This is a genomic window from Luteimonas dalianensis (assembly GCF_049339425.1).
Taxonomy (GTDB): domain Bacteria; phylum Pseudomonadota; class Gammaproteobacteria; order Xanthomonadales; family Xanthomonadaceae; genus Luteimonas; species Luteimonas dalianensis.
Genome location: NZ_JBMPPO010000008.1, coordinates 217,808 through 243,847, shown reverse-complemented (window position 1 = coordinate 243,847; position 26,040 = coordinate 217,808). Strand labels below are relative to the sequence as shown.

The 26,040-nt window shown below is 65.7% G+C and carries 24 protein-coding genes and 1 pseudogene; 10 read left to right on the top strand and 15 right to left on the bottom strand.

From position 1 onward, the window contains the following. Window positions 1-204: 204 nt before the first annotated feature. Window positions 205-492 carry a hypothetical protein gene (locus ACOZ90_RS13250; RefSeq protein ID WP_422894113.1) on the top strand — a complete coding sequence of 96 codons (288 nt, stop codon included), beginning with the start codon at window positions 205-207 and terminating at the stop codon, window positions 490-492. An 83-nt stretch (window positions 493-575) separates the two neighbouring features. On the opposite strand, the gene ACOZ90_RS13245 is transcribed toward ACOZ90_RS13250, so the two are convergent. Continuing rightward, a complete protein-coding gene (locus ACOZ90_RS13245; RefSeq protein WP_422894112.1) occupies window positions 576-1,247 on the bottom strand; it encodes a hypothetical protein in 672 nt (223 codons plus the stop codon). A gap of 59 nt (window positions 1,248-1,306) precedes the next feature. Beyond that, window positions 1,307-2,095 carry a hypothetical protein gene (locus ACOZ90_RS13240; RefSeq protein WP_422894111.1) on the bottom strand — a complete coding sequence of 263 codons (789 nt, stop codon included), beginning with the start codon at window positions 2,093-2,095 and terminating at the stop codon, window positions 1,307-1,309. A gap of 105 nt (window positions 2,096-2,200) precedes the next feature. On the opposite strand from ACOZ90_RS13240, the gene ACOZ90_RS13235 reads away from it, so the two are divergent. Then, window positions 2,201-3,022, top strand: coding sequence for an SDR family NAD(P)-dependent oxidoreductase (locus ACOZ90_RS13235; protein WP_422894110.1), 822 nt, complete (start codon window positions 2,201-2,203; stop codon window positions 3,020-3,022). A gap of 85 nt (window positions 3,023-3,107) precedes the next feature. Here ACOZ90_RS13235 and ACOZ90_RS13230 read toward each other — a convergent pair whose 3' ends face one another. Together ACOZ90_RS13230 and ACOZ90_RS13225 are read right to left on the bottom strand one after the other, a co-directional pair. After that, the gene (locus tag ACOZ90_RS13230; protein ID WP_422894109.1) at window positions 3,108-3,455 is read right to left on the bottom strand and encodes a hypothetical protein; all 348 of its coding nucleotides are present in this window, start codon (window positions 3,453-3,455) and stop codon (window positions 3,108-3,110) included. Between the two features lie 13 nt (window positions 3,456-3,468). Further along, entirely contained in the window at window positions 3,469-4,866 is a 1,398-nt protein-coding gene (locus tag ACOZ90_RS13225; RefSeq protein ID WP_422894108.1) for a ferredoxin reductase family protein, read from the bottom strand. 189 nt (window positions 4,867-5,055) lie between these two features. Between ACOZ90_RS13225 and ACOZ90_RS13220 the strand changes: the two genes are divergently transcribed. After that, window positions 5,056-5,610: a hypothetical protein gene (locus ACOZ90_RS13220; RefSeq protein ID WP_422894107.1), complete on the top strand. Its 555-nt coding sequence runs from the start codon at window positions 5,056-5,058 to the stop codon at window positions 5,608-5,610. A 113-nt stretch (window positions 5,611-5,723) separates the two neighbouring features. Here the strand turns inward: ACOZ90_RS13220 and ACOZ90_RS13215 are convergent, their stop codons facing one another. Both ACOZ90_RS13215 and ACOZ90_RS13210 read right to left on the bottom strand, forming a co-directional pair. Next, window positions 5,724-6,095 (bottom strand): YajD family HNH nuclease, encoded by a 372-nt coding sequence (locus ACOZ90_RS13215; RefSeq protein ID WP_422894106.1) that lies wholly within the window; start codon window positions 6,093-6,095, stop codon window positions 5,724-5,726. A 33-nt stretch (window positions 6,096-6,128) separates the two neighbouring features. After that, complete coding sequence (locus ACOZ90_RS13210) at window positions 6,129-6,689, bottom strand: type 1 glutamine amidotransferase domain-containing protein (protein WP_422894105.1); 561 nt, start codon at window positions 6,687-6,689, stop codon at window positions 6,129-6,131. A gap of 237 nt (window positions 6,690-6,926) precedes the next feature. On the opposite strand from ACOZ90_RS13210, the gene ACOZ90_RS13205 reads away from it, so the two are divergent. The 3 genes from ACOZ90_RS13205 (at window position 6,927) to ACOZ90_RS13195 (ending at window position 9,512) form a co-directional block, all read left to right on the top strand. Then, complete coding sequence (locus ACOZ90_RS13205; protein ID WP_422894104.1) at window positions 6,927-8,093, top strand: Fic family protein; 1,167 nt, start codon at window positions 6,927-6,929, stop codon at window positions 8,091-8,093. Window positions 8,094-8,157: 64 nt separating this feature from the next. Further along, the gene (locus tag ACOZ90_RS13200) at window positions 8,158-8,523 is read left to right on the top strand and encodes an addiction module antidote protein (protein WP_422894103.1); all 366 of its coding nucleotides are present in this window, start codon (window positions 8,158-8,160) and stop codon (window positions 8,521-8,523) included. Window positions 8,524-8,555: 32 nt separating this feature from the next. Then, entirely contained in the window at window positions 8,556-9,512 is a 957-nt protein-coding gene (locus tag ACOZ90_RS13195) for a DUF3293 domain-containing protein (protein ID WP_422894102.1), read from the top strand. A 100-nt stretch (window positions 9,513-9,612) separates the two neighbouring features. Here the strand turns inward: ACOZ90_RS13195 and ACOZ90_RS13190 are convergent, their stop codons facing one another. After that, a complete protein-coding gene (locus ACOZ90_RS13190; RefSeq protein ID WP_422894101.1) occupies window positions 9,613-10,149 on the bottom strand; it encodes a hypothetical protein in 537 nt (178 codons plus the stop codon). A gap of 220 nt (window positions 10,150-10,369) precedes the next feature. On the opposite strand from ACOZ90_RS13190, the gene ACOZ90_RS13185 reads away from it, so the two are divergent. From ACOZ90_RS13185 to ACOZ90_RS13170, 4 genes are all read left to right on the top strand, one after another. Beyond that, window positions 10,370-10,789 carry a hypothetical protein gene (locus tag ACOZ90_RS13185; RefSeq protein ID WP_422894100.1) on the top strand — a complete coding sequence of 140 codons (420 nt, stop codon included), beginning with the start codon at window positions 10,370-10,372 and terminating at the stop codon, window positions 10,787-10,789. Between the two features lie 465 nt (window positions 10,790-11,254). Next, window positions 11,255-12,490 (top strand): DNA (cytosine-5-)-methyltransferase, encoded by a 1,236-nt coding sequence (gene dcm, locus ACOZ90_RS13180; protein ID WP_422894099.1) that lies wholly within the window; start codon window positions 11,255-11,257, stop codon window positions 12,488-12,490. Beyond that, entirely contained in the window at window positions 12,490-12,942 is a 453-nt protein-coding gene (locus tag ACOZ90_RS13175; protein WP_422894098.1) for a very short patch repair endonuclease, read from the top strand. The genes dcm and ACOZ90_RS13175 overlap by 1 nt, the downstream gene beginning before the upstream one ends. After that, a complete protein-coding gene (locus tag ACOZ90_RS13170; RefSeq protein ID WP_422894097.1) occupies window positions 12,920-14,302 on the top strand; it encodes a type II restriction endonuclease in 1,383 nt (460 codons plus the stop codon). The genes ACOZ90_RS13175 and ACOZ90_RS13170 overlap by 23 nt, the downstream gene beginning before the upstream one ends. 254 nt (window positions 14,303-14,556) lie before the next feature. Here ACOZ90_RS13170 and ACOZ90_RS13165 read toward each other — a convergent pair whose 3' ends face one another. From ACOZ90_RS13165 to rlmB, 8 genes and pseudogenes are all read right to left on the bottom strand, one after another. Continuing rightward, complete coding sequence (locus ACOZ90_RS13165; protein ID WP_422894096.1) at window positions 14,557-16,101, bottom strand: HNH endonuclease; 1,545 nt, start codon at window positions 16,099-16,101, stop codon at window positions 14,557-14,559. 231 nt (window positions 16,102-16,332) lie between these two features. Continuing rightward, complete coding sequence (locus tag ACOZ90_RS13160) at window positions 16,333-19,959, bottom strand: methylmalonyl-CoA mutase family protein (RefSeq protein WP_422894095.1); 3,627 nt, start codon at window positions 19,957-19,959, stop codon at window positions 16,333-16,335. A 79-nt stretch (window positions 19,960-20,038) separates the two neighbouring features. Next, the gene (locus ACOZ90_RS13155) at window positions 20,039-21,388 is read right to left on the bottom strand and encodes a metal-dependent hydrolase family protein (RefSeq protein ID WP_422894094.1); all 1,350 of its coding nucleotides are present in this window, start codon (window positions 21,386-21,388) and stop codon (window positions 20,039-20,041) included. A 52-nt stretch (window positions 21,389-21,440) separates the two neighbouring features. Next, window positions 21,441-22,236: pseudogene (locus tag ACOZ90_RS13150) on the bottom strand (siderophore-interacting protein). An 85-nt stretch (window positions 22,237-22,321) separates the two neighbouring features. Continuing rightward, a complete protein-coding gene (locus ACOZ90_RS13145; RefSeq protein ID WP_422894093.1) occupies window positions 22,322-22,498 on the bottom strand; it encodes a DUF1328 domain-containing protein in 177 nt (58 codons plus the stop codon). Window positions 22,499-22,909: 411 nt separating this feature from the next. Further along, window positions 22,910-24,589 carry a GAF domain-containing protein gene (locus ACOZ90_RS13140; protein ID WP_422894092.1) on the bottom strand — a complete coding sequence of 560 codons (1,680 nt, stop codon included), beginning with the start codon at window positions 24,587-24,589 and terminating at the stop codon, window positions 22,910-22,912. Further along, complete coding sequence (locus ACOZ90_RS13135; RefSeq protein WP_422894091.1) at window positions 24,586-25,164, bottom strand: biliverdin-producing heme oxygenase; 579 nt, start codon at window positions 25,162-25,164, stop codon at window positions 24,586-24,588. The genes ACOZ90_RS13140 and ACOZ90_RS13135 overlap by 4 nt, the downstream gene beginning before the upstream one ends. A 126-nt stretch (window positions 25,165-25,290) precedes the next feature. Continuing rightward, window positions 25,291-26,040, bottom strand: coding sequence for a 23S rRNA (guanosine(2251)-2'-O)-methyltransferase RlmB (gene rlmB, locus ACOZ90_RS13130; RefSeq protein WP_422894090.1), 750 nt, complete (start codon window positions 26,038-26,040; stop codon window positions 25,291-25,293).

Below are 26,040 nucleotides of genomic sequence, written 5' to 3'. Positions count from 1 at the left end.
CCTGGGCCTGCTTGAGCACGGCGATGATCTGGCTGTCGGTGAAACGGGACTTCTTCATGGAACCTCCTCGGGAAAGGGTACGAGAAAATTCCACTTCTGGCGTCAGCTAACCTGTGGGGGGATTACCAGTAGACGTGGGACCTGGTACATCCGCACGCCTCGGCCATCGACACGTTGCTTCCGACGCCGCCGGAGCGCGTGCACATGCTGCTCGGCTCCAAGGCCAACTGGGTACAGGTGCCTGACGGCGCCTTGAACAAGTTGCATAGCCAGACCGCGCATTCGCCGCCGCCCACCTCACCGGATGGGATCCCGGGCCAGGTGCCCAACCCGGGCAAAGACCCCATACCCGACCAGCCGGTTGACCCGATACCCGATCAACCGGCCGACCCGACGATTCCACCAATCCGCGACCCGGTTCCGGGCGAAGCTCCCGACGAGCCTCCCATCCGCGACCCCGATCCGCACCCACGGGACCCGCCTCGCCGCTGATGCCTGACCGGGTACCGCTGGCGAAGATGCCCGTGGGCACCTGCCGCTACCTGCCGGGGGTGAGTGAGCGATTCCGAGAGGGCTCAGTCCAGGACTTCTTCCAGATCCTGCCCATTCACCCTGAGCAATTGCTCGCGCGGCCCCCGGCTGCCGTGGTGGATCCACACGCCGTCCCCCAGCGAAAAATACGCGCGCTCATTGGGCCGGGCATCACGTCCCGTGGCACCGCCCAGGTACCGGTGTCGACGGAGTGGTGGCACCGGCTCGCCGGCAGGCTCCACGCCATCCCTGGAAACCCTGTAGACGAACCCTTGCTCCCGCTCCCCGTAGCATCCCTTGTAGCTCGTCCAGAAGCCCGGCAGGCAACCGTGCATTTTCACGTAGACATCGTTCCCCTGCCACCCCAGCACCCAAGCACTGAACGAATGCATGCTCCCCCTCCCGGGCGTGTCGATGGCATGCCTGTACAGGATCTTCTTCGATGCCAGGTCCACGACATACACATCCACGGCCTGGTCGGTGACCTTTATCAAACCCCCAGTCGGAAACGCCGCAATCCCGGTGGGCCTCTGCCACACATAGCGCTCCGCTGCGATCGCCAACTTCGAGCCGTCGTCGGCGACGGCATGTTCAAGTTCAAGTGCCCTTTTTGGTTCCCCGTACGTGCACGAGGCCAGGGCAAGAACTGCCGCGGCCGCCGTTGCCATTGCCGCTCTCAAGTGCGTGCCTCCCTGATGGTCGAGCAGTCGCGCCATGAGTCGCATGTTGGACCATGGTGGCTCCATGCGCCAACTGCCCCGGATTCCAGAGGACCTCAATAGTCCAGCTCCCGGATCAGCTCGACCTTGCCGTCGGGCTGTCGGCGCGTCAGCACGAACATGCGTGTGGCACGGTAGCTGCCACCAATGGCGGCATCGGACGAGCTGAGCAGCATGTCCTCGATGCCGTCGCCATCGAAGTCACCCCGCGCCAACAGCCGCATCCACTGCTCTGCGCCAGGATCGGCATACCTCCCACAGTGCGTGCCGCAGGACGAAAATTCGGTCAGCGGACCAAAGAGCGCCTGCCTCCACGTGGCATCGGGACGCTCATCCGCAATCCGCTGCGCTTCGGAGCTCGACACGATCATGGCCACCTGCCACGGAAGGCGATCCGGCAGGCCCTCATCGAACGCGAACGGACGCAGGTACGAGATCGCGGCCGGCTGCGCGGCCAAGGTCAGCGTCACGGCCTGGCAGTACACGGCCCGCCCCTGGAAGATCGCAAATGTGTTCCCGCTTTCGATGGGACGCACCCGCGAATCCGCCAAAGCCAGATAGTCGTTGCAGGATTCGAGCGTGGTGGGCATGCGGTCCGCGTCCGTAGCCGCCGGCTGGACGTCAACGGCATCGGGCCAGGGCTGGGAGAGCTCCTGTTCGAGGGCAGCACGCGTCGCTGGCGCCGCTTCGGTGGTATCGAACCATTCGACGTCGTAGCGGGCGCCAGAGGCACCCGACGTACCACAGGCGCTTGCCAGAATCAGCAGCGCGATGCCGAGCACGAGACCCTCGACCGACCCGCTCCATGGTCCCTCCCCGGCCGTGTCGAAGTCCTTGCGCGCCATTCCGTCGTCTCCTGCCTGGGTCTCGTGTAGCGAGGATAGCGCTACGCTCCCTCGCACCCCGACACCTCCGGTATCGTGCGTCACGGCCCACCCCGGAAAACCCGCATGCAAAGTATCGAAGGCAAGATCGTCCTCATCACCGGCGCCGCCATCGGCATGGGCCGGCTGTACGCACGGCACGCGGTGGCCGAGCGCGCCGCCGCGGTGGTGCTTTGGGACCTGGACGCGGACGCGCTGGAAGCCACCCGCGCGGAACTGTCGGCGCACGGCGCCAGGGTCATTGCCCACGTCGTCGATGTCTCCTCGCCCGAGGCCGTTGACGCGGCCGCCGCGCGGGTGCGCGCCGAAGCCGGCGACCCGGACATCGTCATCAACAACGCCGGCGTGGTCCGCAGCAAGCCGTTCTGGGAGCACGACCCGCTGGCGGACACCGAGTTCGTCATCCGCGTCAACACGCTGGGCCCGATGCACGTCGCCCGCGCCTTCCTGCCGGCGATGATCGCCTCCGGACGCGACGCCCGCATCCTAAACGTGGCCTCCGCATCCGGTCAGCTCTCGGTGCCGAGGATGAGCGTCTACACCGCATCGAAATGGGCGGTGATCGGCTGGAGCGATTCCCTGCGGCTGGAACTGGAGCGCGCCGGCCACCGGCACGTGCGCGTCACCACCCTGATCCCCAGCTACATCGACACCGGCATGTTCGCCGGCGCGCGGGCGCCGCTGCTCACCCCGATCCTCAAGCCCGCCTACGTCGTCGACAGGGCCTGGGCCGCGATGAAGGCCGGCAAGCCGCGGCTGACGCTGCCCTGGACCGTCGCCCTGAGCCGTGCCCTGGGCGGACTGCTGCCGCTGCCGCTGTGGGACTGGGTGGCCGGGCGCGTGTTCGGCGTGTACTCGTCGATGGACGCGTTCACCGGGCGCGGGTGATGGCGACGAACGGTCCCGCCCTCATCGGCCACCCCGGCGTTGACGGTGACCGGCGCGGCGGAAGGTCGCCGCCATCGGGAGAACGTCAGTCCCCGGCATCCTCGATGGTCCGCTGGATGTGCCCGATGATCGCGGCACGTTCCTGCTCCGGGGGTGGGAAATGCGCGTGCAGGACCGTGTCGAGCCACTGGCCGCGCGCCGCCGGATCTGGATGCGCCCGCGCCCAGGCGGCGAGGTCCCCGAGGTCGTGGCAGCGCCCGCAGCGCTGTTCGAAATGCACGGCGCCCTCCCCGGCCAGGGCCGGCCCCGGGTCCCCGGCCACCGCTGGGCTTTCAGCGGTGAAGAAAACCCCGGCACCCGCGAACGCGATGGCGGCCACGACGAACACCGCGGCGATGGCCAGCGTTGCATGGGCGAGCCTTTGATGGCGCATGCAGTCCTCCCTCTCAGCTGTAGGTGAAGCGCTCCGAGACGATGTTGCGATCGGGCACGCCCAGGTCCGAAAGCGCAGTCTCCACCGCGTCCATCATCGGCAGCGGGCCGCAGACGAAGTGGAGCGCCTCCGTATGCAGGCGACCGTCGCGCGCGAGCAGGCAGGCCTGGATCACCTCGCGGTCCAGCACGCCTGTACCGCCGGTCCAGCCGGCCGGCGGCTCCGACAGGACCAGGTGCAGGCGCATGTCGAGCGCGTCGGCGATCGCCTCCAGCTCGTCGCGGTAAAGGATCTGGCCGGCCACGCGGTTGCCGTAGATCACATCGACCGGGTGCGGCCAGCGTTGCGCCCGCAGCCAGCGCAGGATGCCGATGACCGGCGCGAAGCCCACCCCGCCCCCGATCAGCACCAGCCGCGTCGCATCGCGACCGGCCAGCGTGAAGGCACCGTGCGGCCCGTCCAGCCAGGCGATGGTGCCGATGGGCACCTCGCCGATGCGGTCGGTGAAGTCGCCGCCCTGCTTGATCGTGAACTCGACCCGGGGCCGGTCCCCGGGCGCCGACGAGATCGAGAACGGGTGCTCCACCAGGCTGAAGGGCGAATGCCCCAGGTTGAGCCAGGCGAACTGGCCGGCGTGGAAGTCTGGCCCGCGGCCGTCCACGGGCTCGACCGTCACCCGCCACATCTGCTCGGCCACCTGTTCGTTGCCCGTCACCCGCCACGGCGCACGCCGCTTCAGCAACGGCTTGACCAGATACACGTACGCCAGCGAAGCCAGCGCGATCGCGGCCAATACCAGCCAGAACCCGGCCAGCACCGGGTCGGCCGCATGGCTGCCCACGCCCAGCGTGTGATGCGCGCCAAGCACGGCGATCAATGCGGCGCCGACCCCGTGGGACAGGCGCCAGGCCTCGTAGCGTAGCGGCAGCCGGTCGCGCCACGCCGCCATCGCCATCAGCAGGACCAGCACCCACCACGCGACCACCCCGGACCGCAGCCCGGGCGAGGAGAACATCCCCGACAGGCGCGCCAGCGCGGCGCCGGGGCCATCACCCAGGGCGGACAGCGCATAGAGGGCGGGATGGACCAGCAGGAAGGCGAGCGCAGCCCACGCCGCGAGCTGGTGGAAGCGCATCGTCACGTCGATGCCGACCCGCCCCGAGACCCGCCGGAAGCGGCCGGACAGCAGGAACTGCGCCAGCAGCATCGCGAAGCCGATCATCGCCAGGCCGGATGAAAGCGCCCACCAGAAACCACCGCCCGCGCGGCCCTGCAGCACGGCAATCAGCAGCGGCGCGAGGCCAAGGATCGTATAGAGCAGCAGCAGTACCGGCGCCGATGGACCCGGCGGGTCGAGGAACCCGTGCTTCAGCACGTCGCCGGGATCGCTGTTTGGCAGGGTCTTCTTCATCGGAACGCTTTCAGGGCTCCGTGGTAATCGACGTCCGTTATATAACGCAATGCGTCAAGGGCCCAGGTCCCGGCCGATTGAACGAGGATCGACTTCACCGAGCGGGTGTCAGCGCTGTTCGAGGTTTCGCGTTGATTCCAAAGATGGCGATCGCGCCATGTTCGCCGCTCATTCCCGGGAGAAACCGACATGCACCGATCCATGACCGCGGGCCTGGCGGCCCTGCTGACGCTTGCGCTGGCCGGGGGATGCACCCCGGCGGATGATGCCGAGCGCCCTGCCACGGCCGAAAGCCGGCCCGCCACCGGCGCCAGCGCCGGAGACGACACGCAGCCCGCCGTCCTCACCGACGCCAACCTGGAGGCCTACGCCCGCGCGCTCGGGAAACAGGCCGAGATCATCCGCCGCCCCGGCCGTGGCACCCATTACGGGGTCTCCATGAGTGTCCATGGCAGCGATGGGGAATCCGAAGAAGTGCTGGAAGCGGCAGGCATGACCATCGAGGAATACAGGATGGTGGATCGCATGGTGGACCCGGTGTTCACCACCCTCAACTTCAAGGGCGAGATCGGACCGCCGCGCTCGATCAACCTGGAGCTGGCCCCCGAATGGAAAGAGAAGCTGGAGGGCGACCCCTTCGACACCCTGCCGCCCGAATCGGCCGCCGTCCTGCGCAGGCACATGGACACCCTGGTGCCGCTGTGGAGCGACGTGGTCGGGCTGACGGCCCAGCACGGACAGTAGACGCGGGCCGCGGGTGAGCCGTACCAGCGCGTTCCACGGCGTACCGTGGTATTGCGCCCTTCCAGGAAGCTGGCGTTGGCGAAATCGAGGATGGGAACGAGGGTCCTCATTGCTCAAGGCTCCTCGCGCTTGAGCAGCGATTGCAGGCCGGCGAACGGGCTGGATTTGGCCGAAGCAATTTTGTCTTCCGCTTCCAGCGCGCTGACCCCGGTGTAATCGCCCTGGCGGGTGTGCTCGTTGTCGTGGCAATACACGCACAGCAGTTCCCAGTTGCTGCCGTCGGCCGGGTTGTCGTCGTGGTTGTGGTTGCGATGGTGGACCGTCAGTTCCTGCAGGTTGGCGCGGGTGAACTCACGCGCGCAGCGGCCGCAGACCCACGGGTACATCTTCAGCGCCCGCTCGCGGTAACCCTTGGCGCGCTCGTCGGAACTGCGCCGGGCTTCGGCAACAATACGGTCGAGCCTGGCGCGGTCGGGGCTGCTCATGACGGAATGCCCATGGCGGAAAGTGTAGCGGGCTCAGCCTTCCGGCTGATGCCGCCCTTCCGCGAATTCCTCCACGATCTTGCGGCAGAACGCCGGCAGGTCGTCGGGCTTGCGGCTGGAGACCAGGCCGTTGTCGGTCACCACCTCCTCGTCCACCACCTCGGCGCCGGCATTGCGCAGGTCGGTGCGCACGCTGGGCCAGGAGGTCATGCGGCGGCCGCGCACCACGTCGGCCTCAATCAGTACCCACGGGCCGTGGCAGATCACGCCCACCGGCTTGCCGCTGTTGACGAAGTCGCGCACGAAGGCCACCGCCTTTGCGTCCATGCGCAGGGTGTCGGGGTTCTGCACGCCGCCGGGCAGGATCAGGGCGTGGTACTCGTCGACGCTGGCCTCGGCCACCAGCCCGTCCACCTTGAGCTTGTCGCCGGGCTTGTCGTGGTGCATGCCCTGGATCTCGCCCTCCTTGATCGACAGCAGCCGCACGGTCGCGCCGGCCTCTTCCACCGCCTTGCGCGGCTCGGTCAGCTCCACTTGCTCCACGCCGTCGGTGGCGAGGATGGCGAAGGTCCTGTTTTCAAGCGTCTTGGCCATGGGATCTCCTGTGGCGTTGCGCGGCGCCCGGCCGCGTGGGGCGTTACAGGATGCGGCCCCGGCCATTGTGGCCGCGTGATCGGGCCACCCACCCGCGCGATGGTCTCAGAGCAGGAAATTGCATGGCCGGGTGGCAAGGGTGGTCACGCCGCAAGGTTGAATAACGCAGGCTGTTGTTTAACTCTATCCGAATAGAGTTAAATAAACCCCTCTCTTGTTCAACCCTGCGAAACCCCCATGCGCAGATCCGACGTCGCCCGGAAGCTCCACCCCCATCTGGTCAGGTGCGACGAATATCCGCACTGCCACGCGCTGGTTGCCCCGCCTGCCCCGCGCGGACTACCTGACGGTGCGGCTGTCGGGCGCGAGCTTTCCGATGCGATGCTGGCGCTGGAGCGCCTGAAGGCCACCGCGCGCCATCTGCCCAACCTGGACATGATCACCCGCACCCTCGCGCGCCGCGAAGCGGTGCAGAGTTCACAGATCGAAGGTACGCGGACCCGGCTCCCCGAACTGTTCGAATACGAAGCCACGCACTCGGCGGATGGCTTGCCGGACGACGCCGCCGTCACCGAACGCTATGTGCAGGCGCTGGAGGTCGGACTGTCGGCTGTCCGTGCGGCCGACTCCCGCCGCGCACTGGACCTGGACCTGGTGCGGGCGATGCATCGCACATTGATGCAGGGCGCGCCCGCCGCAATGCGCCCTGGCCGGTTCCGGGACGTCCAGGCCTGGATCGGCAGCGGGCGGATCGAGGACGCCACGTTCGTACCTGCGCCACCCTCAAGGGTCGCCGCGTGCATGGAGGAGCTGGAAGCGTCAATGCTCCAATACGCGCCGCGGGAGGATGAACAGTGGACGCTCTCGCCGGTGGCCCAAATCGCCATTGCCCACGCCCAGTTCGAAACCATCCACCCCTTCGTGGACGGCAACGGCCGCGTCGGACGCCTGCTCATGCCAATCATCCTCGCCGCAGAAGGCTACCCGCCGGTGTACCTGTCCGGCACCCTGCTGCGTCACCGGCGCGCCTACTACGATGCCTTGGCGGACATCCAGCTGCGCTGGGATTGGAGCCCCTGGGTCAGGATGCTCGGACGCGCCGTAATCGAGTCCTGCGACAGCGCGGTCGCGCTGGCCAACGACCTGGAGCGCATCCGCGACGAATGGGCCGGTCGGCTGGCAGGGCTGAGGTCAGATGCCACGGCACACCGCTTGCCGGCGTACCTGTTGGGGCATCCAGTCGTCACGGTGAACCAGGTGGCCAATGCCCATGGCATCTCGTTCGTGGCCGCCAGCCGGGCCATCAACCAGCTTGTCGAAAGGAAGATCCTGACCGAACCGAAGCGACGCAGGAACCGCGTATTCCATGCCGCGGAAATCCTCGCGCGGCTGGAGCGCGATTGATACCGGGTGCTACTGCTGTGCGGTGGCGACAAGCGAACCCAGCAACGAGACATCGAGACCGCATATGAGTACTGGCAAGACTACAAAGCCCGTCGAAGCGAGCAGGGCGTTCAAGGCAAGCGCGTACCTGCGCGACGAAACCGACATCGCCGCCTATCTTGAATCCGTCCTGGAAGACGGCGACATGCGGGCGGTACCCGTCGCCCTGCGTACCGTTGCCGAAGCGATGGGCGGAATGACCGCCTTGGCGGCACGCACCGGCCTGAGCCGGGAAACCCTCTATCGCACGCTTTCCGAGAAGGGCAATCCGCGCCTCGACACGCTGACGGCGATCCTCACCGCATTTGGACTCCGGCTGGCGGTAGCGCCTGCCAACCTGAACCATGACACTGGAACGCGAGCCGCAGCGGCGGCCGAAAGAAGCTCCTAGCCCCTCTAAGGCCGGACACCGGCCGCTGAGGCATGATCAAGGGCATGCCCCGCCCATCCATCACCGTCACCTGGCCCGGCTTCCGCCCGGATGGCGGCCTGCTGCTGCCGCTCCCCGTCGGGAAGTTCCTCACTGGCCTCCCGCCCTCGCTCGCCTGGCAAGGCCCCACCCTGGAGCGCAAGGACGAATGCCACGTCACGGTGCTGAACCGGGCCTGCGGAAGCGCGGCGCGCGATGCACTTGGCGATGCCGGCGTGCGGCGCCTCTTCCAGGACCAGGAGTGGATCCTCCACCGCACCGGTGATGCACGAGTCCTGCGCAAGCCAGGCACGCCCGACGCGTTCTCCCTCATCGAGGACGTGGACCTGCCTTCCTTGAACGCGTTCCGGCAGGCGGTGTCCCTCGCGATGTCGGCCGACCTGCCAGCGGTCCCACCGCACGTCACCCTGTATACCGCACGCAAACCGGAAGGAATCGGCGTGCCCGACCAGCAAACTTTGGCGCGGCTGGAGATCGCGCGCCTGCGGCTCCCGGGCATCGCCAACCGCCATCCGCCCGCACTGTCATCCGCCTTGCAGCAGGCCTACCGCGCCACCCGCTACAGCGTGGCGGCTGGATCAGGCCTGGACATCCATATCGGCGAGCACTCCCCGGCGGCCGACGCCCTGCTGGACGCGCACCACGCCCGCCGGGCGCTGCTCCTGTCGGCCTGCAATCCCTTCAGCGAGGCGGGCAGCGAAACCGCGAACCAGTTGCGCCACGGCATGCTGGAGAACGCGGTGCAGTCCCTCGGCCTTCCCGCACTCCCTGCCGAAGGACGCGACCCAACCGGGGAATGGGCGCCGGAAGCCAGCCTGCTGCTCATCGGCACAACGCCCGGGCAGGAACTCCAGCTCCTCCGCGATTACGAACAGCACGCCGCCGTCCTGCTGCGACACGGGCGCCCGGCCGAGCTGGTTTATCACCCGGACGCGCGCCTTCAGCGTTGAGATTTGGAAGAGCGCCTACGGCCCAGGGAGCAGAAGCGCCGCTGATGCTCCGCTGGGCCCCTGCGACAGCAGGGACCCAGCACCCTGTTCAGGCCACCCCTCAGCGCGAGTCGATGTCCTTCAACATCTGCTCTGTGATCGCTTCCACCTGCTTCGACGTCATGGCAGAGAAGACGCCCTGCCAGGCGGTGGACGACGTGGCGTACTTCCGCGAGCCAGCCTTCTGCATCTCCGGCACCACGAAGAACTCCGCGTCGGCGTCGATATAGGCGTTCCCCGTCATCACCCCGAAGCCGTAGCGCGCACCGGCGGAGAGGTAGCGGTAGTCATTCACGTCCACCGTGACGAACGTGCCCGGCTCGTCGAAGACGGCAGGCATCGCATCAAGATGGACAAAGTTCCGCCCCGCCGCTGATGCAACCCTCGCCATCGCTGTGCGCCATTCGGCGCGGAACAACTCCCAATCTTCGGACTGGTCGTGCCCCTGGTCGGACTTCACCAGCAGGTAGATGGTTGATGTTGCGGAAGCGGGAATCGCGAGTGCGTCGGCGGGCGCATTGGGCCGCTTGACCGTCGCTGCACACCCCACCATCAACGCACACGACACCAGCACGAAAGCAATCAGTAACCTTTTCATTTCAACCCCCTGTTGAATGGAGCATTGCGCTCCCTGATCGGTCGCCGAAGCGGCACCGAGCCCTCTTGGGCCGAAGTGACTCTACAGGGCTGAGGTCTCAAATCCCGGGATCGGTTGACCGCTCCCGAGCCTGCCAGCTGGGCTATGCTCCGAAAAGGGAATGGGGGACAAGCACGATGGACGCAGCGAACAGCGAAGCGGCGGCATCCGGGGATCTGGCATGAGCACGCAGCGCGATGAGCCCACGCTCGGCTCGATCGACCTGAGCGAAGTCGAATTTCGCCGGCCACGGCCAGGAAGCACGCGGCCGGTCAGCGAGCACCCCTATGCCGGCCTCTGGTGGCGAATTGCCTTGGGCGTGTTCGCCGCCATGATGGCGCACAGCATCGTGACCGGCCTCTACGTCCGTTGGGAAATTTACACTGGGATCAAGGCGCTTGGCGTGGCGTTGGACGAGTTTGAAAAGGAGGTCCGGAGCGAAATAGCCGCCCCGCCACCCGCGCCTCGGCGGACCAGCACAAGGGCTGCGCCGGCCCGTCCGGCCATGCGACCGCTGGCGCCCGGTGAACGCTGCGTCGGCGGCAAGCGCTTCCGGCGGGTCGAGAACGGCTGGGTCCAGGTCATGGAGGCCTGTCGATAAAGGTCCCCCGACCGAATCCGGAGCGGTCCTTCCTGAGCAACGCGCTGGGAATCCTCCCGCATCCGCCCGCACCTGCCTGTCTCTATCTGTGAGATACGCACGCGGCAGCATGACAACCGTGTCTCCGACCAACTGAATAGGAGGTTTGGCTATGCCGCGGTATTACGTCAACAATCGTCCGCAACCCGAGAGCGGCGATCATGAGGTCCACGCCACAGGTTGCTACTGGCTGCAACTGGCTGAAAGCACTACCGATCTTGGCGATCACTACACCTGCAGCACCGCCGTTGCCGCCGCGCGGGTGCTGTACCCAACCGCGGACGGCTGCGTGCATTGCTCTCCGTCCTGCCACCGGGGCTAGCTTCGGACCCTGACTTTGGAGGCGCCCGCCGGGCGCTTCTTTTTTGCCTCTTCCCCCACGGGACGTTTACGGACAGAATGTCCCCATCTCTCCCGGAGTCATCAATGGACGTTTACGAGCTTCTCGACCGGGCATTGGCCCAATTCAGCCCACGGGAGGTCGGCCTCGCGCTCGGCGTGACCCCCAAGACGGTCCGCCGATGGCAAACCCGGGAGACGGAACCCAAGCCTTACATCGCCGACGCCATCCGGCAGCGGCTTCTGCCGCTCGGGGAGCCGTGTTCGGAGCCTGGGAAGTTCACCTTCATCGACCTGTTCGCCGGCATCGGTGGCATCCGCACGCCGTTTGAGAAGCTAGGCGGCCGCTGCGTGTTCACCAGCGAATGGGATGAGTATGCGCGCAAAACCTACGCGGCTAATTTCCACGATGGCCCGGGCCATGTCTTCGCTGGCGATATCACCCAAGTCGATGAGGAAGACGTGCCTGACCATGACGTCCTGCTTGGCGGGTTCCCCTGTCAGCCATTCTCCATCGCCGGCGTATCGAAAAAGAATGCGCTGGGCCGCCCTCATGGCTTCGCCGACATGACGCAGGGCACACTGTTTTTTGATGTGGCCCGCATCATCAACGCGAAGCGACCGAAAGCCTTTCTTCTTGAGAACGTGAAGAACCTGCTGGGCCACGACAAGGGACGCACGTTCTCCACGATCGTCGATGTTCTGTCCAACGAACTGGGCTACCAGGTCTTCCATCGCGTGATCAACGCCAAGCACTTTGTGCCGCAGCATCGGGAGCGGGTGATCATCGTGGGCTTCCGCGATCCGGTGGATTTTTCCTGGGACGAGCTGTGTCTGCCGTCTTTCGACAAAGGCCCAAAAATGTCGAGCGTCCTGCACCGGAAGGGTGGCAATGATCCCGACGAGGGCCGATACACCAACGCGCCCGCGGGAGATGCGAGCGACAAGTACACGCTCTCCGACAAGCTCTGGAACTATCTGCAGGAGTACGCTGCCAAGCATCGCGAAAAAGGCAACGGCTTCGGCTTCGGTCTGGTGACGCCGGACGATACGGCGCGAACACTGTCAGCACGCTACTACAAGGATGGATCGGAGATCCTTGTGAGTCAGGGGTCAGGAAAAAATCCCCGCCGCCTGACTCCCCGCGAGTGCGCACGGTTGATGGGCTTCGACGAGGACTTCCGTATTCCGGTCTCTGACACCCGCGCATACCAGCAGTTCGGAAATTCAGTGGTAGTTCCGGTGATCGAAGAAGTTGCCCGCCTGATGGCGCCGTACCTGCTGAAGGAGCAGGCGGCCACACGGCGTCGCAAGGCTGCCTGATGGCAGATATCATCAGCCCGGAGCGTCGCTCCGCGTTGATGTCGCGGATCAGGGGGAAGAACACAGGCATTGAACTCGAAGTCCGGCACGGACTGCACGCACTTGGCTTTCGCTACCGTCTTGGCGGTGCCGGCCTCCCCGGGAGGCCGGACATTGTGCTTCCGAAGCACCGCACCGTGGTTTTTGTTCACGGATGCTTCTGGCACCGACATGACTGCCATCTATTCAGATGGCCCAAATCGCGCCCCGAATTCTGGAAGGAGAAAATCACTGCCAACTACGAACGCGATCAGAGAGCAGTGGAATCGCTAAAGGATCTAGGGTGGCACGTTGAAACAGTGTGGGAGTGTGAACTGAGGGATCACACTCCTACCCATAGAGCCGAGGTGATCCTGGCCTTGGCAGAACGCATTCGGAAAGGAGGTTCGGATGACGGAACAACGAACGCTTGAATTCGCAGAAACGAACCGCATCGCCGAGGAGGCTGCGGACGGCTCTCCGCTCTGGTGGAAGATCCAAGCACTGGTAGACGAAAGTGACCAGCTCCTCGTGAAGAAGCTGTCGCGCAACGACACTTCGTGGGCGGACGATTCCGGAAAACATCAAGCCGGCTTCTACATCCCAGCTGCGATACGGGAGTCCGGATTCTTCCCGCCGCTGGAGGCAATTAATCCGGCGAAGCCGCATATCTTCTTCGCTGAGTTGCAGGTGCTCTGGCCGCAGACAGGCGAATCAACGCTGTCCAACATGCGCCACTACAGCAACAAGGGATCTGAAACCCATTTCACCCGGCTTCCCAAGGCGCTGTTCCAGGACCTGACTCCCGCATCATTGCTGCTGGCAGGCCGGTTCTCCCGGCCCGTAGCCGGATGCGGCTGGTGGATAGTGATTCTCGACTCAGCGGGAGAAGAGGCCGAATTGCTTGAAACGGTGCTGGATATTCCAGTGGACTTCCACCACGGAATTTTCCCCGCCCAGGACTTTAAAAGTGGTCAGCGTGCAGATCAGGACGAACTTGAACAACTGATCGAGCAGTTTCGTGAAGCAATCCAGACCGGCACTATGGCGGATCTGGCCGCACGATATGGAACTATTCCCGACCCCGCGACCATTGCCCGTCAGGCCCGCGAACAATGGCTCCAAATCGAAGGCTTCGCGTCTTTTGATCCTTGGGCAATTGCCGAGCCGGGCGACGCAATCATGAAGATCAGCCGGGAGATCGAATACCGCATCTATCGTGGTCATGAACTCAGGCGGCGAGCTTCGGAACTGCTCTCCATCCTGTCTGGGGGCTCCGACCTGGCAACCACAGTGGTGAGGAAGTACCCGGAAATTGACGCTGTACTGCTCAGTGCCAGTCAGCAGCGAAAAACCCGCGCGGGCCGCTCCTTCGAACATCACATTGCCGCAGCTCTGAAATCCGGCAATATCCTCTACCAGGAGCAGGCAGTAACCGGCGGGCGACGTCCGGACTTCGTGATGCCGGACCTCCTTACCCTTTCCAGCAAAACGAGGAGCCACTCGGACGCACTTGTGCTTGCAGCCAAGACCACATTGCGTGAGCGATGGAAGCAGGTCTCCAGCGAGCGACTGAACTGTGATGTGTACTTGGCGACGGTAGACGACCGCGTGGCGAAAACATCAATCCATGAGATGGCCAGCGCAGGGATCCAGCTTGTGGTGCCCGAATCACTGAAGGAAAGTAGCGAGGCACACTACAAGGGTGAGTCCAATGTACTTACATTCAGGGAGTTTTTTGACGAGGCAATCCGTATAGAACGCCCTTCACTGATTAGAAGGCCATCCTGCTGAGCGGTGCGAGGAAGCCCATGAATTCCAGGGAACGAGTTTAGGGAACTAGAGGCTATGGGGATTCCGCCTCTGAAAAGGATTTAATCCGCCCGACCTTTGCGTTTATAGAACCTTTATGGGAATCCGGGAATCGGCAAGAGAGCAGCCGCATCTAGTTGCTTTCCACAAAATAACCCGTAGATCAAACAACATCCAATACCCGTTTGCGCGATTTATTCCGCAAATAAACAACTAGACCCGGGAACACAGGCGACCTATTTGTACCAGTTGCCCGACAACTCCTCCCCTCCCACAATATAGCCAAAACTCAGCCCCACCGCGACCAGAGCCTCCTTCGCACCCTGATTCTTCAGGAGCGCCTCTTCTACGGCTTTCGCCTTTTCGCCGATCTTGAAATCTTTGTGCCAGACAGGGTGGTCGACCAACGTGTCAATTGCCTGAGCTACCTTGGACCATTGCTCCTCAGTAAAGCTAGCTTCCATCAATGAGGTATCTGCCTCCTTATGGCAAATATTGCCAATTACTTTGGGAAGCATTTCTCCCACAAACCTCAGGCTCGCTTGATAGGAGAACCTACGACGGGTCTCTAGCTGCGCTTCGTCCAAGGGGACACCTTCCCCGTTCGGCTCGAACACTCTAGTGGCAAAGTGATTCAGTACCTTGGTAATATTTTCTGCCTCACGCGTACGGAGCAGCTCACCCTCCGCACCTTCAACCGCGAGCGGCTTTTGGCTAACGAGTTCTTTCAACAACTTAGACTTAAAGGCGGCTTCCGGTATCAGTCCGTCCGGCGACGTTACGCCACCACGTTTAATGAACCGCAGAAGCGCGAATTCCTCTCTATCTAGAATTCTCTGGATCCTCGCCTCTTCGAAGGCTTGCTTGCCCCGCCTCCGGTCGTTGGGGTTAAGCCAGTCGATGAAACCCTTCTCGGATACTCGCTCGGAACCGACCTCTGCCTCGTATTCCTCGAACTGCCCACGCCACTCATCGGCGAGTTTCGCGGCAATCTCAAACGGAGACAGGGGAAGTTTCTTTATTTTGGCTTGGACGGAGTTTACGAGACGGATGGTTTGGTGCAACGAGATATCAAGATAGAGCTTTACAACGATATTCTGTTGACCTGACATCCAAGACGCAACTGTTTTGTGCTGACCATCGAACATTGCGATCCGCCACTTTTTCCCTTCCTGAATAAGCCGACAACCTGGCGGCTCGTGTAGCGGATTCTTCTGGAGGTCGACGTAGATCGCCCAGACTTGTGCAAGCTTAATGTTTCGCGGCTGGCACTCGTCATCATTGAACAAAGCGTTACGTGGGACCTGCACGAAACAGTATCTAAACCGCCCGTCTGCATTGACCATCGAATAAACTGGTGACTCGGTTATTGTCCCGTCAGGAAGCTCTACTTTGACACCCTCCGATCCAATGAAGGTCACCACAGACGCCTTCGGCTCGATACCAAAGTGTGCAACACACTCGCCGTACCTTACGGAACCCTCGTTCTTCCTAATGAATGCCTGAAGGTGCAGATACGGCTTGACATTTATGGTGGGATTGTTTCGTTTTGCAGAGTTACAAGCCTTGTGCACTAGATTGAGGTTTTCGATGGTGGTGCCGCCACCCTCAATTTCGGCCTGATCGTGATCCGCGAGAATTTCATCTTTCGCCCGGTTGAGCGGCTCTCCACAGAGGAAGCACTTCCCACCCGATTGATCCCAGAGTCGCTCTTCCACATCCTCCCTCTGGTTTTCTGGCAATTTGCCCTTGAGAACTTTTGATATTTTGATCCCAGTCACAAATTTTCAGTCCTTTTAGTTGACCATCGAAATTAATGCATCAGGAGTCGCGACGATATGCAGATAATTCCCAAGCGCTGTCTCTACTCGCGATATGAATCAATTATCTTGGCGATGAGTGGCTAAACATACACTTGCCGCGCCCACTCAATCTTTCGGGATAGTTACGCTCGGATTGATTAAGGATGGACACATTCAATTCAATCGGTGGCGGCTTGTTCGCAGCGCAAGTTACATATTCCGCCGATACTCCCCCCCCACGTCATAAAGCGCATGGCTGATCTGCCCCAGAGAGTGGGTCTTCACCGCCTCCACCAGCGCCTCGAACACATTGCGCCTCTCCCGCGCAGTCTTCTGAAGGTACCCCAACCCATGCCCGTTGCCACGCTCGGTGGCAGCGGCCGCGTCATCTTCCACCACGTGGGCGTGGTCGGTCTCCCCTTCCGGCGCCAGCGGATTCCGGTTCTCCTGCCACAGCCCCACGTTCTCGATCTGCTGCCCCTTCTCGCCTTCCGTTGAGCGGATCAGCTCGATCTCGGTGGCCACTTCGCTTTCGCCGTCCTTGCCCAGGAAGGTGTTCACGCCCACCAGCGGCAGGCTGCCGTCGTGCTTCTTGTGTTCGTAGTACAGGCTCTCTTCCTGGATCTTGCCGCGCTGATACATGGTGTCCATGGCGCCGAGCACGCCGCCGCGCTCGCTGATGGCTTCGAACTCCTTGTAGACGGCCTCTTCCACCAGGTCGGTCAGGTAGTCGACGGCGAAGCTGCCCTGCCAGGGGTTCTCGATGAAGTTCAGCCCCAGCTCCTTGTTGATGATCATCTGGATGGCCACGGCGCGGCGCACGCTCTCTTCGGTGGGCGTGGTGATGGCCTCGTCGTAGGCGTTGGTGTGCAGGGAGTTGGCGTTGTCGAACAGGGCGTACAGGGCCTGCAGGGTGGTGCGGATGTCGTTGAACTGGATCTCCTGCGCGTGCAGTGAGCGGCCGCTGGTCTGGATGTGGTACTTCATCATCTGGCTGCGCTGGTTGGCGCCGTAGCGCTCGCGCATGGCGCGGGCCCAGATGCGGCGGGCCACGCGGCCGATGACGGTGTACTCCGGGTCCATGCCGTTGGAGAAGAAGAAGCTCAGATTGGGCGCGAAGTCGTCGATGTCCATGCCGCGCGCCAGGTAGTACTCCACGATGGTGAAGCCGTTGGAGAGGGTGAAGGCGAGCTGGCTGATCGGGTTCGCCCCGGCTTCGGCGATGTGGTAGCCGGAGATGGAGACCGAGTAGAAGTTGCGGACCCTGTTGTCCACGAAGTACTGCTGGATGTCGCCCATCATGCGCAGGGCGAACTCGGTGCTGAAGATGCAGGTGTTCTGGGCCTGGTCCTCCTTGAGGATGTCGGCCTGCACGGTGCCGCGCACGGTGGCGAGGGTCTCGGCCTTGATCCGGGCGTAGGTCTCGGCGTCCACCAGCTGGTCGCCGGTCATGCCGAGGAAGGCCAGGCCGAGGCCATCGTTGCTGGGCGGCAGGTCGCCGTTGTACTGCGGGCGGTCGCGGCCTTCGAAGAACTGGTCGATCTTCTTTTGCGCTTCGGTCCAGCGGGCGTCGTCTTCCTTCAGGTACTTCTCCACCTGCTGGTCGATGGCGCAGTTCATGAACATGGCCAGGATGATCGGCGCCGGGCCGTTGATGGTCATGGAGACGCTGGTGGTGGGCGCGCACAGGTCGAAGCCGGAGTACAGCTTCTTCATGTCGTCCAGGGTGGGCACGTTGACGCCGGAGTTGCCGATCTTGCCGTAGATGTCCGGGCGCGGGGCCGGGTCTTCGCCGTACAGGGTGACGGAGTCGAACGCGGTGGACAGGCGCGCGGCGGGCAGGCCGACGGACAGGTAGTGGAAGCGGCGGTTGGTGCGCTCGGGCGTGCCCTCGCCGGCGAACATGCGGATGGGGTCTTCGCCGGTGCGGCGGTAGGGGTAGACGCCGCCGGTGTAGGGGTAGGCGCCGGGCAGGTTTTCCTTGCCGAGGAAGGTCAGCAGTTCGCCCCAGCTCTTGTAGGTGGGGGCGGCGATCTTGGGGATGGGCTGGTGGCTGAGGGATTCGCGGTAGTTCTCCACCTTGATGGCGCGGTTGCGCACCTGGTACTCGGTGGTCTCGTCGGTGATGGACTTCAGCCGCTGCGGCCAGTCGCGCAGGTTGCGCAGGTTGTCCGCGGTGAGCGACTGCACGGCGTCGTTGTAGCGCTGGCGCAGGGTCAGGAGAGAGCGGTCTACTGCCATGCCGTCATTCCCGCGAACGCGGGAATCCAGAGCCTTCTCGGTGTCGCCAGCAGGAAGACGCTGGGTTCCCGCGTTCGCGGGAACGACGTCGTCGCCGTCGTAGAGGTCGAGCTGCTTCGGCAGCTTTTCATCTTCGAGTTCGCTCAGGGACTGCCAGAAGGACTGGGCGCGGTCGGCGGCTTCGGCCTGTTTTTCGATGGAGGCGTTGATCGCCCTGCCCTGCTCGGCGATCTCGGCCAGGTAGCGCACGCGCTTGCCGGGGATCAGCACCGTCGCACGTGGCTCCTTGAGGCTGGTGTCGATGTCGGGCTGGTAGTCGCAGTTTTCGGAGGCGGCGGTCTTTTCCGGCAGCTTCTCGCGCAGCAGGCGGCACAGGTTGGCGAACATCCAGCTGATGCCGGGGTCGTTGAACTGGCTGGCGATGGTCGGGTAGACCGGCACGTCCTCGTCGGCGATCTTGAACGCCACGCGGTTGCGCTTCCACTGCTTGCGCACGTCGCGCAGGGCGTCCTCGGCGCCGCGCTTGTCGTATTTGTTGAGGGCGATCAGTTCGGCGAAGTCCAGCATGTCGATCTTCTCGAGCTGGCTGGCGGCGCCGTAGTCGCTGGTCATGACGTACATGGGGAAGTCGACCAGGTCGACGATCTCCGAGTCGCTCTGGCCGATGCCGGCGGTCTCCACGATCACCAGGTCGTAGGCCAGGCCCTTGAGGAAGCTGATGCAGTCCTTGAGCACGGCGTTGGTGGCCACGTGCTGGCGGCGGGTGGCCATGGAGCGCATGTACACGCGGTGGCTGCGCAGCGAGTTCATGCGGATGCGGTCGCCCAGCAGCGCGCCGCCGGTGCGGCGGCGGGTGGGGTCGACGGAGATCACGGCGATGCGCATCTGCGGGAAGCTGGCGAGGAAACGGTTGAGCAGTTCGTCGGTAACGCTGGATTTGCCGGCGCCGCCGGTGCCGGTGATGCCGATCACCGGGGCGTGCGAATCCTGGGCGGCCCACTGCTTGCGCAGCATGGCCAGCTCGGCCTCGGAGTGCACGCCGTCCTCGAGCGCGCTGAGCACGCGGCCGATGGCGATCTCGTCGTCCATGGCGGGTCTGGTGCTGGCGGGGGCGCGGGCTTCGTCGGCGCGCTCATCGCGGGCCCTCGCCACGCGCCGCACCACGTCCTCGATCATCTCCACCAGGCCCAGCTTCATGCCGTCATTGGGGTGGTAGATGCGCTCCACGCCGTAGCCTTCCAGCTCGCGGATCTCCTCGGGCGTGATGGTGCCGCCGCCGCCGGCGACCACACGGATATGGCCGGCGCCGCGCTCGCGCAGCATGTCGACCATGTACTTCATGTATTCCACGTGCCCGCCCTGGTAGCTGGAGAGCGCGATGGCGTCGGCATCTTCCTGCAGCGCGGCGCGGACCACGTCTTCCACCGAGCGGTTGTGGCCCAGGTGGATGACTTCCGCGCCCTGGGCCTGGATCAGCCGCCGCATGATGTTGATGGCGGCGTCGTGGCCGTCAAACAGGCTGGCGGCGGTGACGAAGCGCAGCGGGGTGGAGTCGGCGCGGCTGTCCGGGAGGGCCTGGGAGGCGGGAACACTCATGGCGGGGTCCAGAAAAATCGGGAATCTCCCGATTGTAGCCCGCAGGCGCCCATTCACCCCCGGGGAACCGGGGCCAGGCCTACTCCGCGCCCTTGACCACCTGCCCGTCCTTCACGATCACGGTGAAGTTCCGCTCCGGGTCGGCCAGCACCTCAAGATCGGCGAGCGGGTCGCCCTCGACCAGCAGCAGGTCCGCCAGCGCGCCCTCCTCCACCACGCCCAGCCGCCCCTGGTAGGGGCTGCGCAGGCCGGACAGGGCCAGCAGCTCGGCGTTGTCGTGGGTCACCATCTTCAGGATCTCCGCGGGTGTGAACCACTCGCGCAGGGCCAGGATGTAGGCGCCCTGCTCGACGTTGCCCGCGGGATCGAACAGGAAGTCGGTGCCCCAGGCGATGCGCACGCCGGCGCGCTTCGCTGCGGCGATGGCCCGCGCCTGGCCTTCGATCACCGGCCGGCGCTTTTCGCGCCACAGCGGGTCCATGGCCTCGGTGCTCGGGCTCAAAATCTGGGTGGAAAGCCAGATCCCGCGCTCGGCCATGAGCTCCAGCGTGTCGTCGTCGAGCAGCTGGCCGTGCTCGATGCACTTCACGCCGGCCTCGATGGCCCGCCGCACCGCCCGCGAGGTGTAGGCGTGCACGGTGACATAGGTACCCCAGTCCTCGGCCGCCTCCACCGCCGCGCGCATTTCGTCCAGGGTGTACTGGGTGACGTCAACCGGGTCGTAGGCCGAGGCGGTGCCGCCGCCGGCCATCACCTTGATCTGGCTGGCGCCCATGCGCAGGTTCTCGCGCACGGCGGTCAGGACTTCGGCGCGGCCGTCGGCGATGAAGGTGATGCCCCTTTCCTCGGCCACGGAGGCCTGGCCGAAGAAGCGCCGCGAGCGCTCGTGCGGCAGCCGGATGTCGCCGTGGCCCGCGGTCTGGCCGACGAAGGCGCCCGAGGGCCAGATGCGCGGGCCCTGCACCTGGCCGGCATCGATGGCGGCCTTGAGTTCGAACACCGGCCCGCCGGCGTCGCGCACGCTGGTGAATCCGCGCAGCAGCGTGCGCTGCGACTCCGCGGCGACGGCAGCGTCGATGGTCTCCGGGTTCGCGTCCGGCGCCAGCAGGTCCGGGATCGTCACGGCGGTGAAGGTGCTGTGCCAGTGCACGTCGATCAGGCCCGGCATCAGGGTACGGCTGCGGCCTTCGATCACGTGGACGTCCGGCCCCGCTCCGGACCGCGCCCCGTCGCCGATGGCGGCGATGCGGTTGCCCCGGACAAGTACGTCGGTGGGTTCGCCCAGTACCCCGTGCTCGACGTCAAGCACGCGGACCTGCTGGAACAACAGTTCAGCCGCGTCCTCGCCCGCGGGCACCTGTGCAAAGGCGGCCGTGGCCGGCAGCAGAACCAGCGCCAGGAACCATCGCTGCGCGAGTTGCATGATCATCGTGCCGCCCTTCCCTTGTCCGCGCGCTCCCGCACTGGAGCGCCAGTTCAGGCTACACCCTTGGGGTGATGTCCGCCTCGTGTTTCCAGTAGCCGGTGGCGCGGATCCAGTCCTTGGGGACGCCGCGCTCCTCGCCGAGGAACTTGCGCATGCCGCGGGCGCGGCGGGATTCGCAGGCGATCCACCAGAAGGCGTCGCCTTCGGGAGCCACCTTCGCCAGGGCTTCCTCCAGCAGGCCGGGCTGGTCGGCGGGAGCGCCGTTGCGCGGCAGCCAGGTGATGCTGGCGTCGGCACGGGTGGCGATTTCCTGCCGCCCGCCCTCTTCCGGGATCTCGATGAGGGCGGTGGCGCGGGTGCCGGCGGGCAGCTCCTCCAGCCAGCGGGCGATCGCGGGCAGCGCGGTCTCGTCGCCGGCCATCACGTAGTGGTCGAAGTCGTCCGCGGCCACGAAGGAGCCGCGCGGGCCGCCAAAGGCGAAGTCGTCGCCGGGCTTCGCCCCCTCGGCCCAGTTGCTGGCCGGGCCGTCGCCGTGGATCACGAAGTCGATCGCCAGTGTGCCGGCGGCAGGGTCGTGGCGGCGCGGGGTGTAGTCACGCGCCGGCGACGGCGTCTGGCCGGCGGGGAACACCGGGCCGTCCGGGCCGGGCACCGGGGTGACGTATTCGCCTTCGGGATTGGGGAAGAACACCTTGACGTGGTCGTCCGGCGCACCGCTGTGGAAACCTTCCAGCTCCGGCCCGCCAACGACGATCCGGCGCATGCGGGGCGTGAGGTCGAGGACCTCGCGCACCTGGACGCGGCGGAAGGCCAGGGCGGTGCCGCACCATGCGGCTTTCATGCTGGGTCACAGGCTAGATCCATGTTCAAAAAGGGCCCTGCCATTGTAGGAGCCGGGGATCAGGCAATCCCCGACGCAATGGGGACGGAGCGTTCCTATCTGGAAATCTTCTTGAACGCGGTGAAGCCCAGGATGAAGAGCACGACGGCGATGATGATCGCGGCCCAGAACAGGAACTGGGCGATGCCCATGGCCGCCCCGGCCATGCCGGTGAAGCCGAGCGCGCCGGCGATCAGGCCGATGATGGCGAAGATGATGGCCCACTTGATCATGCAACCCTCCTTTGATGCCCCCGCGGGCGCGGGGAGTTGGGTGCAGTCTCGCGGCCGCGGCGTGCGGCGAATGTGAATCGGGGCGGGTGGCGGGTGGATCTGCCGGCGGCTCGGCCGCGGCTCAGGCCGGGCTGGTACCAGCCGAACGCCGTGCCCAGCAGCAGGATCACCACGAGGCCGGCGATCCACAGGTTGCGCAGGCGCTGGGAGTGCTCCGAGTCCAGGGCCTCGCGGCGCTGTTCGTCCTGCAGGCGCAGGAACTCGCGCTCGCGCTCGGTGTCCTGCAGGCGGGCCTGCCCATGCGCAGGTAGTTCTGGCCGCGGTTGTACGCCAGCAAGGTGACCGGCCCGCCGGCCCGTGCGTCGGAGGCGAGATCTTATCCGCGAACATGCCGCTGCCGAGCGGCCGGGATCAGCCGTCCGATTCCGCTTCGGCCAGCGCCCCGAGCTCCCTCTCCAGCTGCAAGAGCAGGCCGTGCACGCGCTTGAGGCGGGGCCGCCCGGGCGCGGCGCCGTCGAGCAGTTCGGCCAGCCGCCGCAGGCGCGCCGCGTGCTCGCGTACTTCCAGCGCGGCGACGGGATCCTTGCGCAGCCGGGCCCGGGGACCCACGGCGTCGGCCCCGGCGCGCTCGAGCACCAGCTGCAGGCGCTGCGCCAGCTCCACGTCGCGCCGGGTCCACGGGCGTGCGCTGCCTTCCACCAGTTCCTCCCATTCGGCGAAGCTGGTGCGCGGGCCGATGCGGTTGCCGGCCGGGTCGATCTGGAACGGCTCGTCCGGGCGCCCTGCCCAGCGCACGGTCTGGCGCTGCTCGCGCCTGAACAGCAGCATCCAGCCATCCACGCCGCGGCCCTGCGGCACTGCCAGCAGGCCGCAGGCGTCGGTGGCCGGGGCGGTGGACCAGTCCTCGCAGCAGCTGGTGTGCGAAACGCCGGAGCGGCCGCGGGTGCGGGCCCAGCGCAGGGCGGCCTGGAGGGCGCCTTCGTCCGGCACGCTGCCGTGGGCATGGGTCGTCCCGTCCACGTGCAGAGCAATGCCGTCGGCCGGGACCGCCGCCAGCGCCTGCGGCAGCGCATCGCGCAGCGCGCGCAGTGGATTGGTGGCGCGGTGCAGCTGAATTTCCATCGCGTCGCGCTGCGCGCGCATGGCCTCTTCGCGCTGGACCACCTCGCGCAGGGCGGAGGCATCCAGGATCATCGAGGCATGGCGACCGAGCAGGTCGAGCGCCTGGCGGGTGCGCGCGGACACCGGCCGCGGCTCGTGGTGGTGGCACGCCACCAGTCCCCAGAGCTTGCCGTCGACCACCAGCGAAACCGACATCGATGCCGCCACGCCCATGTTGCGCAAATACTCCAGGTGCACCGGCGAGACAGTGCGCAGGACGTCGAAGCTCATGTCCAGCGGCTCGGCCAGGTCCGGGTGCTGGTGCACCGGCACCGGCACGTGGCGGGAATCGGCAATCGCGCGCACCCGGTTGCGCAGGTACAGCGCGCGTGCCTGCGGCGGGATGTCCGAGGCCGGGTAGCGCAGGCCGAAGTAGGACGGCAGATCGCCGTCAAGCGCTTCGGCAACCACCTCCCCCGCGCCGTCGTGCAGGAATTTGTACACCATGACCCGGGAATAGCCGGACACCGCCTGTACCTGCGCCGCCAGCGATTCCAGCAGCTCCTCGCGCGGGCTGCTGTCCAGCACCAGCGCGGCCTGGCTCTCGTCCGGATCCGCATCGTCACCGCACGGCTCCAGTTCAACGTGCACCAGCTCGCCGGAGACATGGGCGCTGACGTGGTGCAATGCGCCGAACGCGCCGATGTTGGCCACGCCGGCCAGGCGCGAGGGCCCGGGCTCGGCGCTGGCCACCGCTTCGGAAACGAGCCGCAGCACCACCGGATCCAGCAATGGGTGCACCGGCTGGCCGAGGATGTCGCCAATGCCCCCCGCTTCGAACAGCTCCACCGCATTGGCCGAAGCGGCCACGACCTGCTTGGTGCCGCGCGCGTAGACCAGCAGCACGCCGGGAGGCTGGATGCCACCGATGATGTGGATCGGCTCGGTGGCGCAGGTTTCCAGCGCGCGGCGGTAAGCGTCTTTGTTCATGCGGCGGCCTCCATGGCATCCAGTTGGTGTTCCACAATTCCAAAGCCACGCAGTGCGCCGCGCATGGCGGCCGCGGCGTGGTGATCGGGAAGCGAATCGAGCACGTGCCTGAAGCGCGCCCAGCGGCGCGGATCGCCGACGAGCGAATCGATGAAGCTGCGGGCGCCGGCGATCAGCGGCTGGGAGGACTGCAGGCGGTCGAGGTCGCGCGCCAGCAGCCGCGCGCCCATGGCCGAGCCTTCCAGCACGTAGCTGCCGCCGAGCCATTCGGCGGCGGAGGCTGCGGTGTTTGGACTTGATCCCCGAACAGGTGAGGCGCCGAGGTGGGAAAGGTCCGCCTCCAGGTGCCGCACGCGCGCCGCCTCATGCCAGCCGGCGAGGCCGGGCCATGCCGGGCGCCAGGAATCGTGCAGCCACTGCGCGAGCGGCAGGATCGCTGTGAGGTAACGGACGTAGGCGGCGTGGCTGTCCAGCCCGTTCGGGAAAGTGCCATCCACGTGATCGTGCGCCCGGCGGGTGGCGGCGCGCAGCTGCGATGTCAGTCCGGTCGCCGGCCCCGGGGCGGACGGTTTCATTCCGTGCCTCCCCTTGGCGCGAATTGCGAAAGGCCATATAAGCACCCGCGCCATGCCAGGTAAACCCCGCGGCCGCTCTCAAGCTGAACGGGACAGCCTGGCCTTGCCGGCAAGCGGAGATGCACCCTACGACTTTTGGCGCTGGCGGACGGCTTCGAAGAGGGCGATGCCGGTGGCGACGGAGACATTGAGGCTTTCGAACTCGCCGGGCATGGGGATGCGGGCCAGGTGGTCGCAGTATTCGCGGGTGAGCCGACGCAGGCCGTCGGCCTCGCCGCCCATCACCAGGGCGACGTTGCCGGTGAGGTCCAGGCTGTAGAGCGTGGCGTCGGCGTCGCCTGCCAGGCCATGGATCCACACGCCCTGCTTCTGCAGCTCGCGCAGGGTGCGCGCAAGGTTGGTGGCGCGCACGACGGGGATGGTGTCCGCGGCGCCGGCCGAGGTCTTGCGCACGGTGGCGGTGACCTGCACCGCCTTGTCCTTGGGGATGACCACGGCGGTGGCGCCGGCGGCGGCGGCGCTGCGCAGGCAGGCGCCGAGGTTGTGCGGGTCCTGCACGCCGTCGAGCACCAGCACCAGGGCCTGGCCGTTGGCGGCTTCGACCAGTTCGGCCAGGTCCTTCTCGTCCCAGGTCTTCGCCGCCACGTAGCGGGCGGCCACGCCCTGGTGACGCAGGCCGCCGGCCACGCCGTCCAGCGCCTGCTGGGTGACCCGGCGCACGTCGATGTCCTTGCGCCGGGCCTCGGTTTCGATGTCGGCGATGCGCGGGTTCTTCGCGCCCGCCTCCACCAGCACCTCGCGCACGTTGTCGGCGTCGTGCTCAAGCGCGGCCGCCACGGCGTTGATGCCGGCGATCCAGGGGGACTGCTTTGTCAT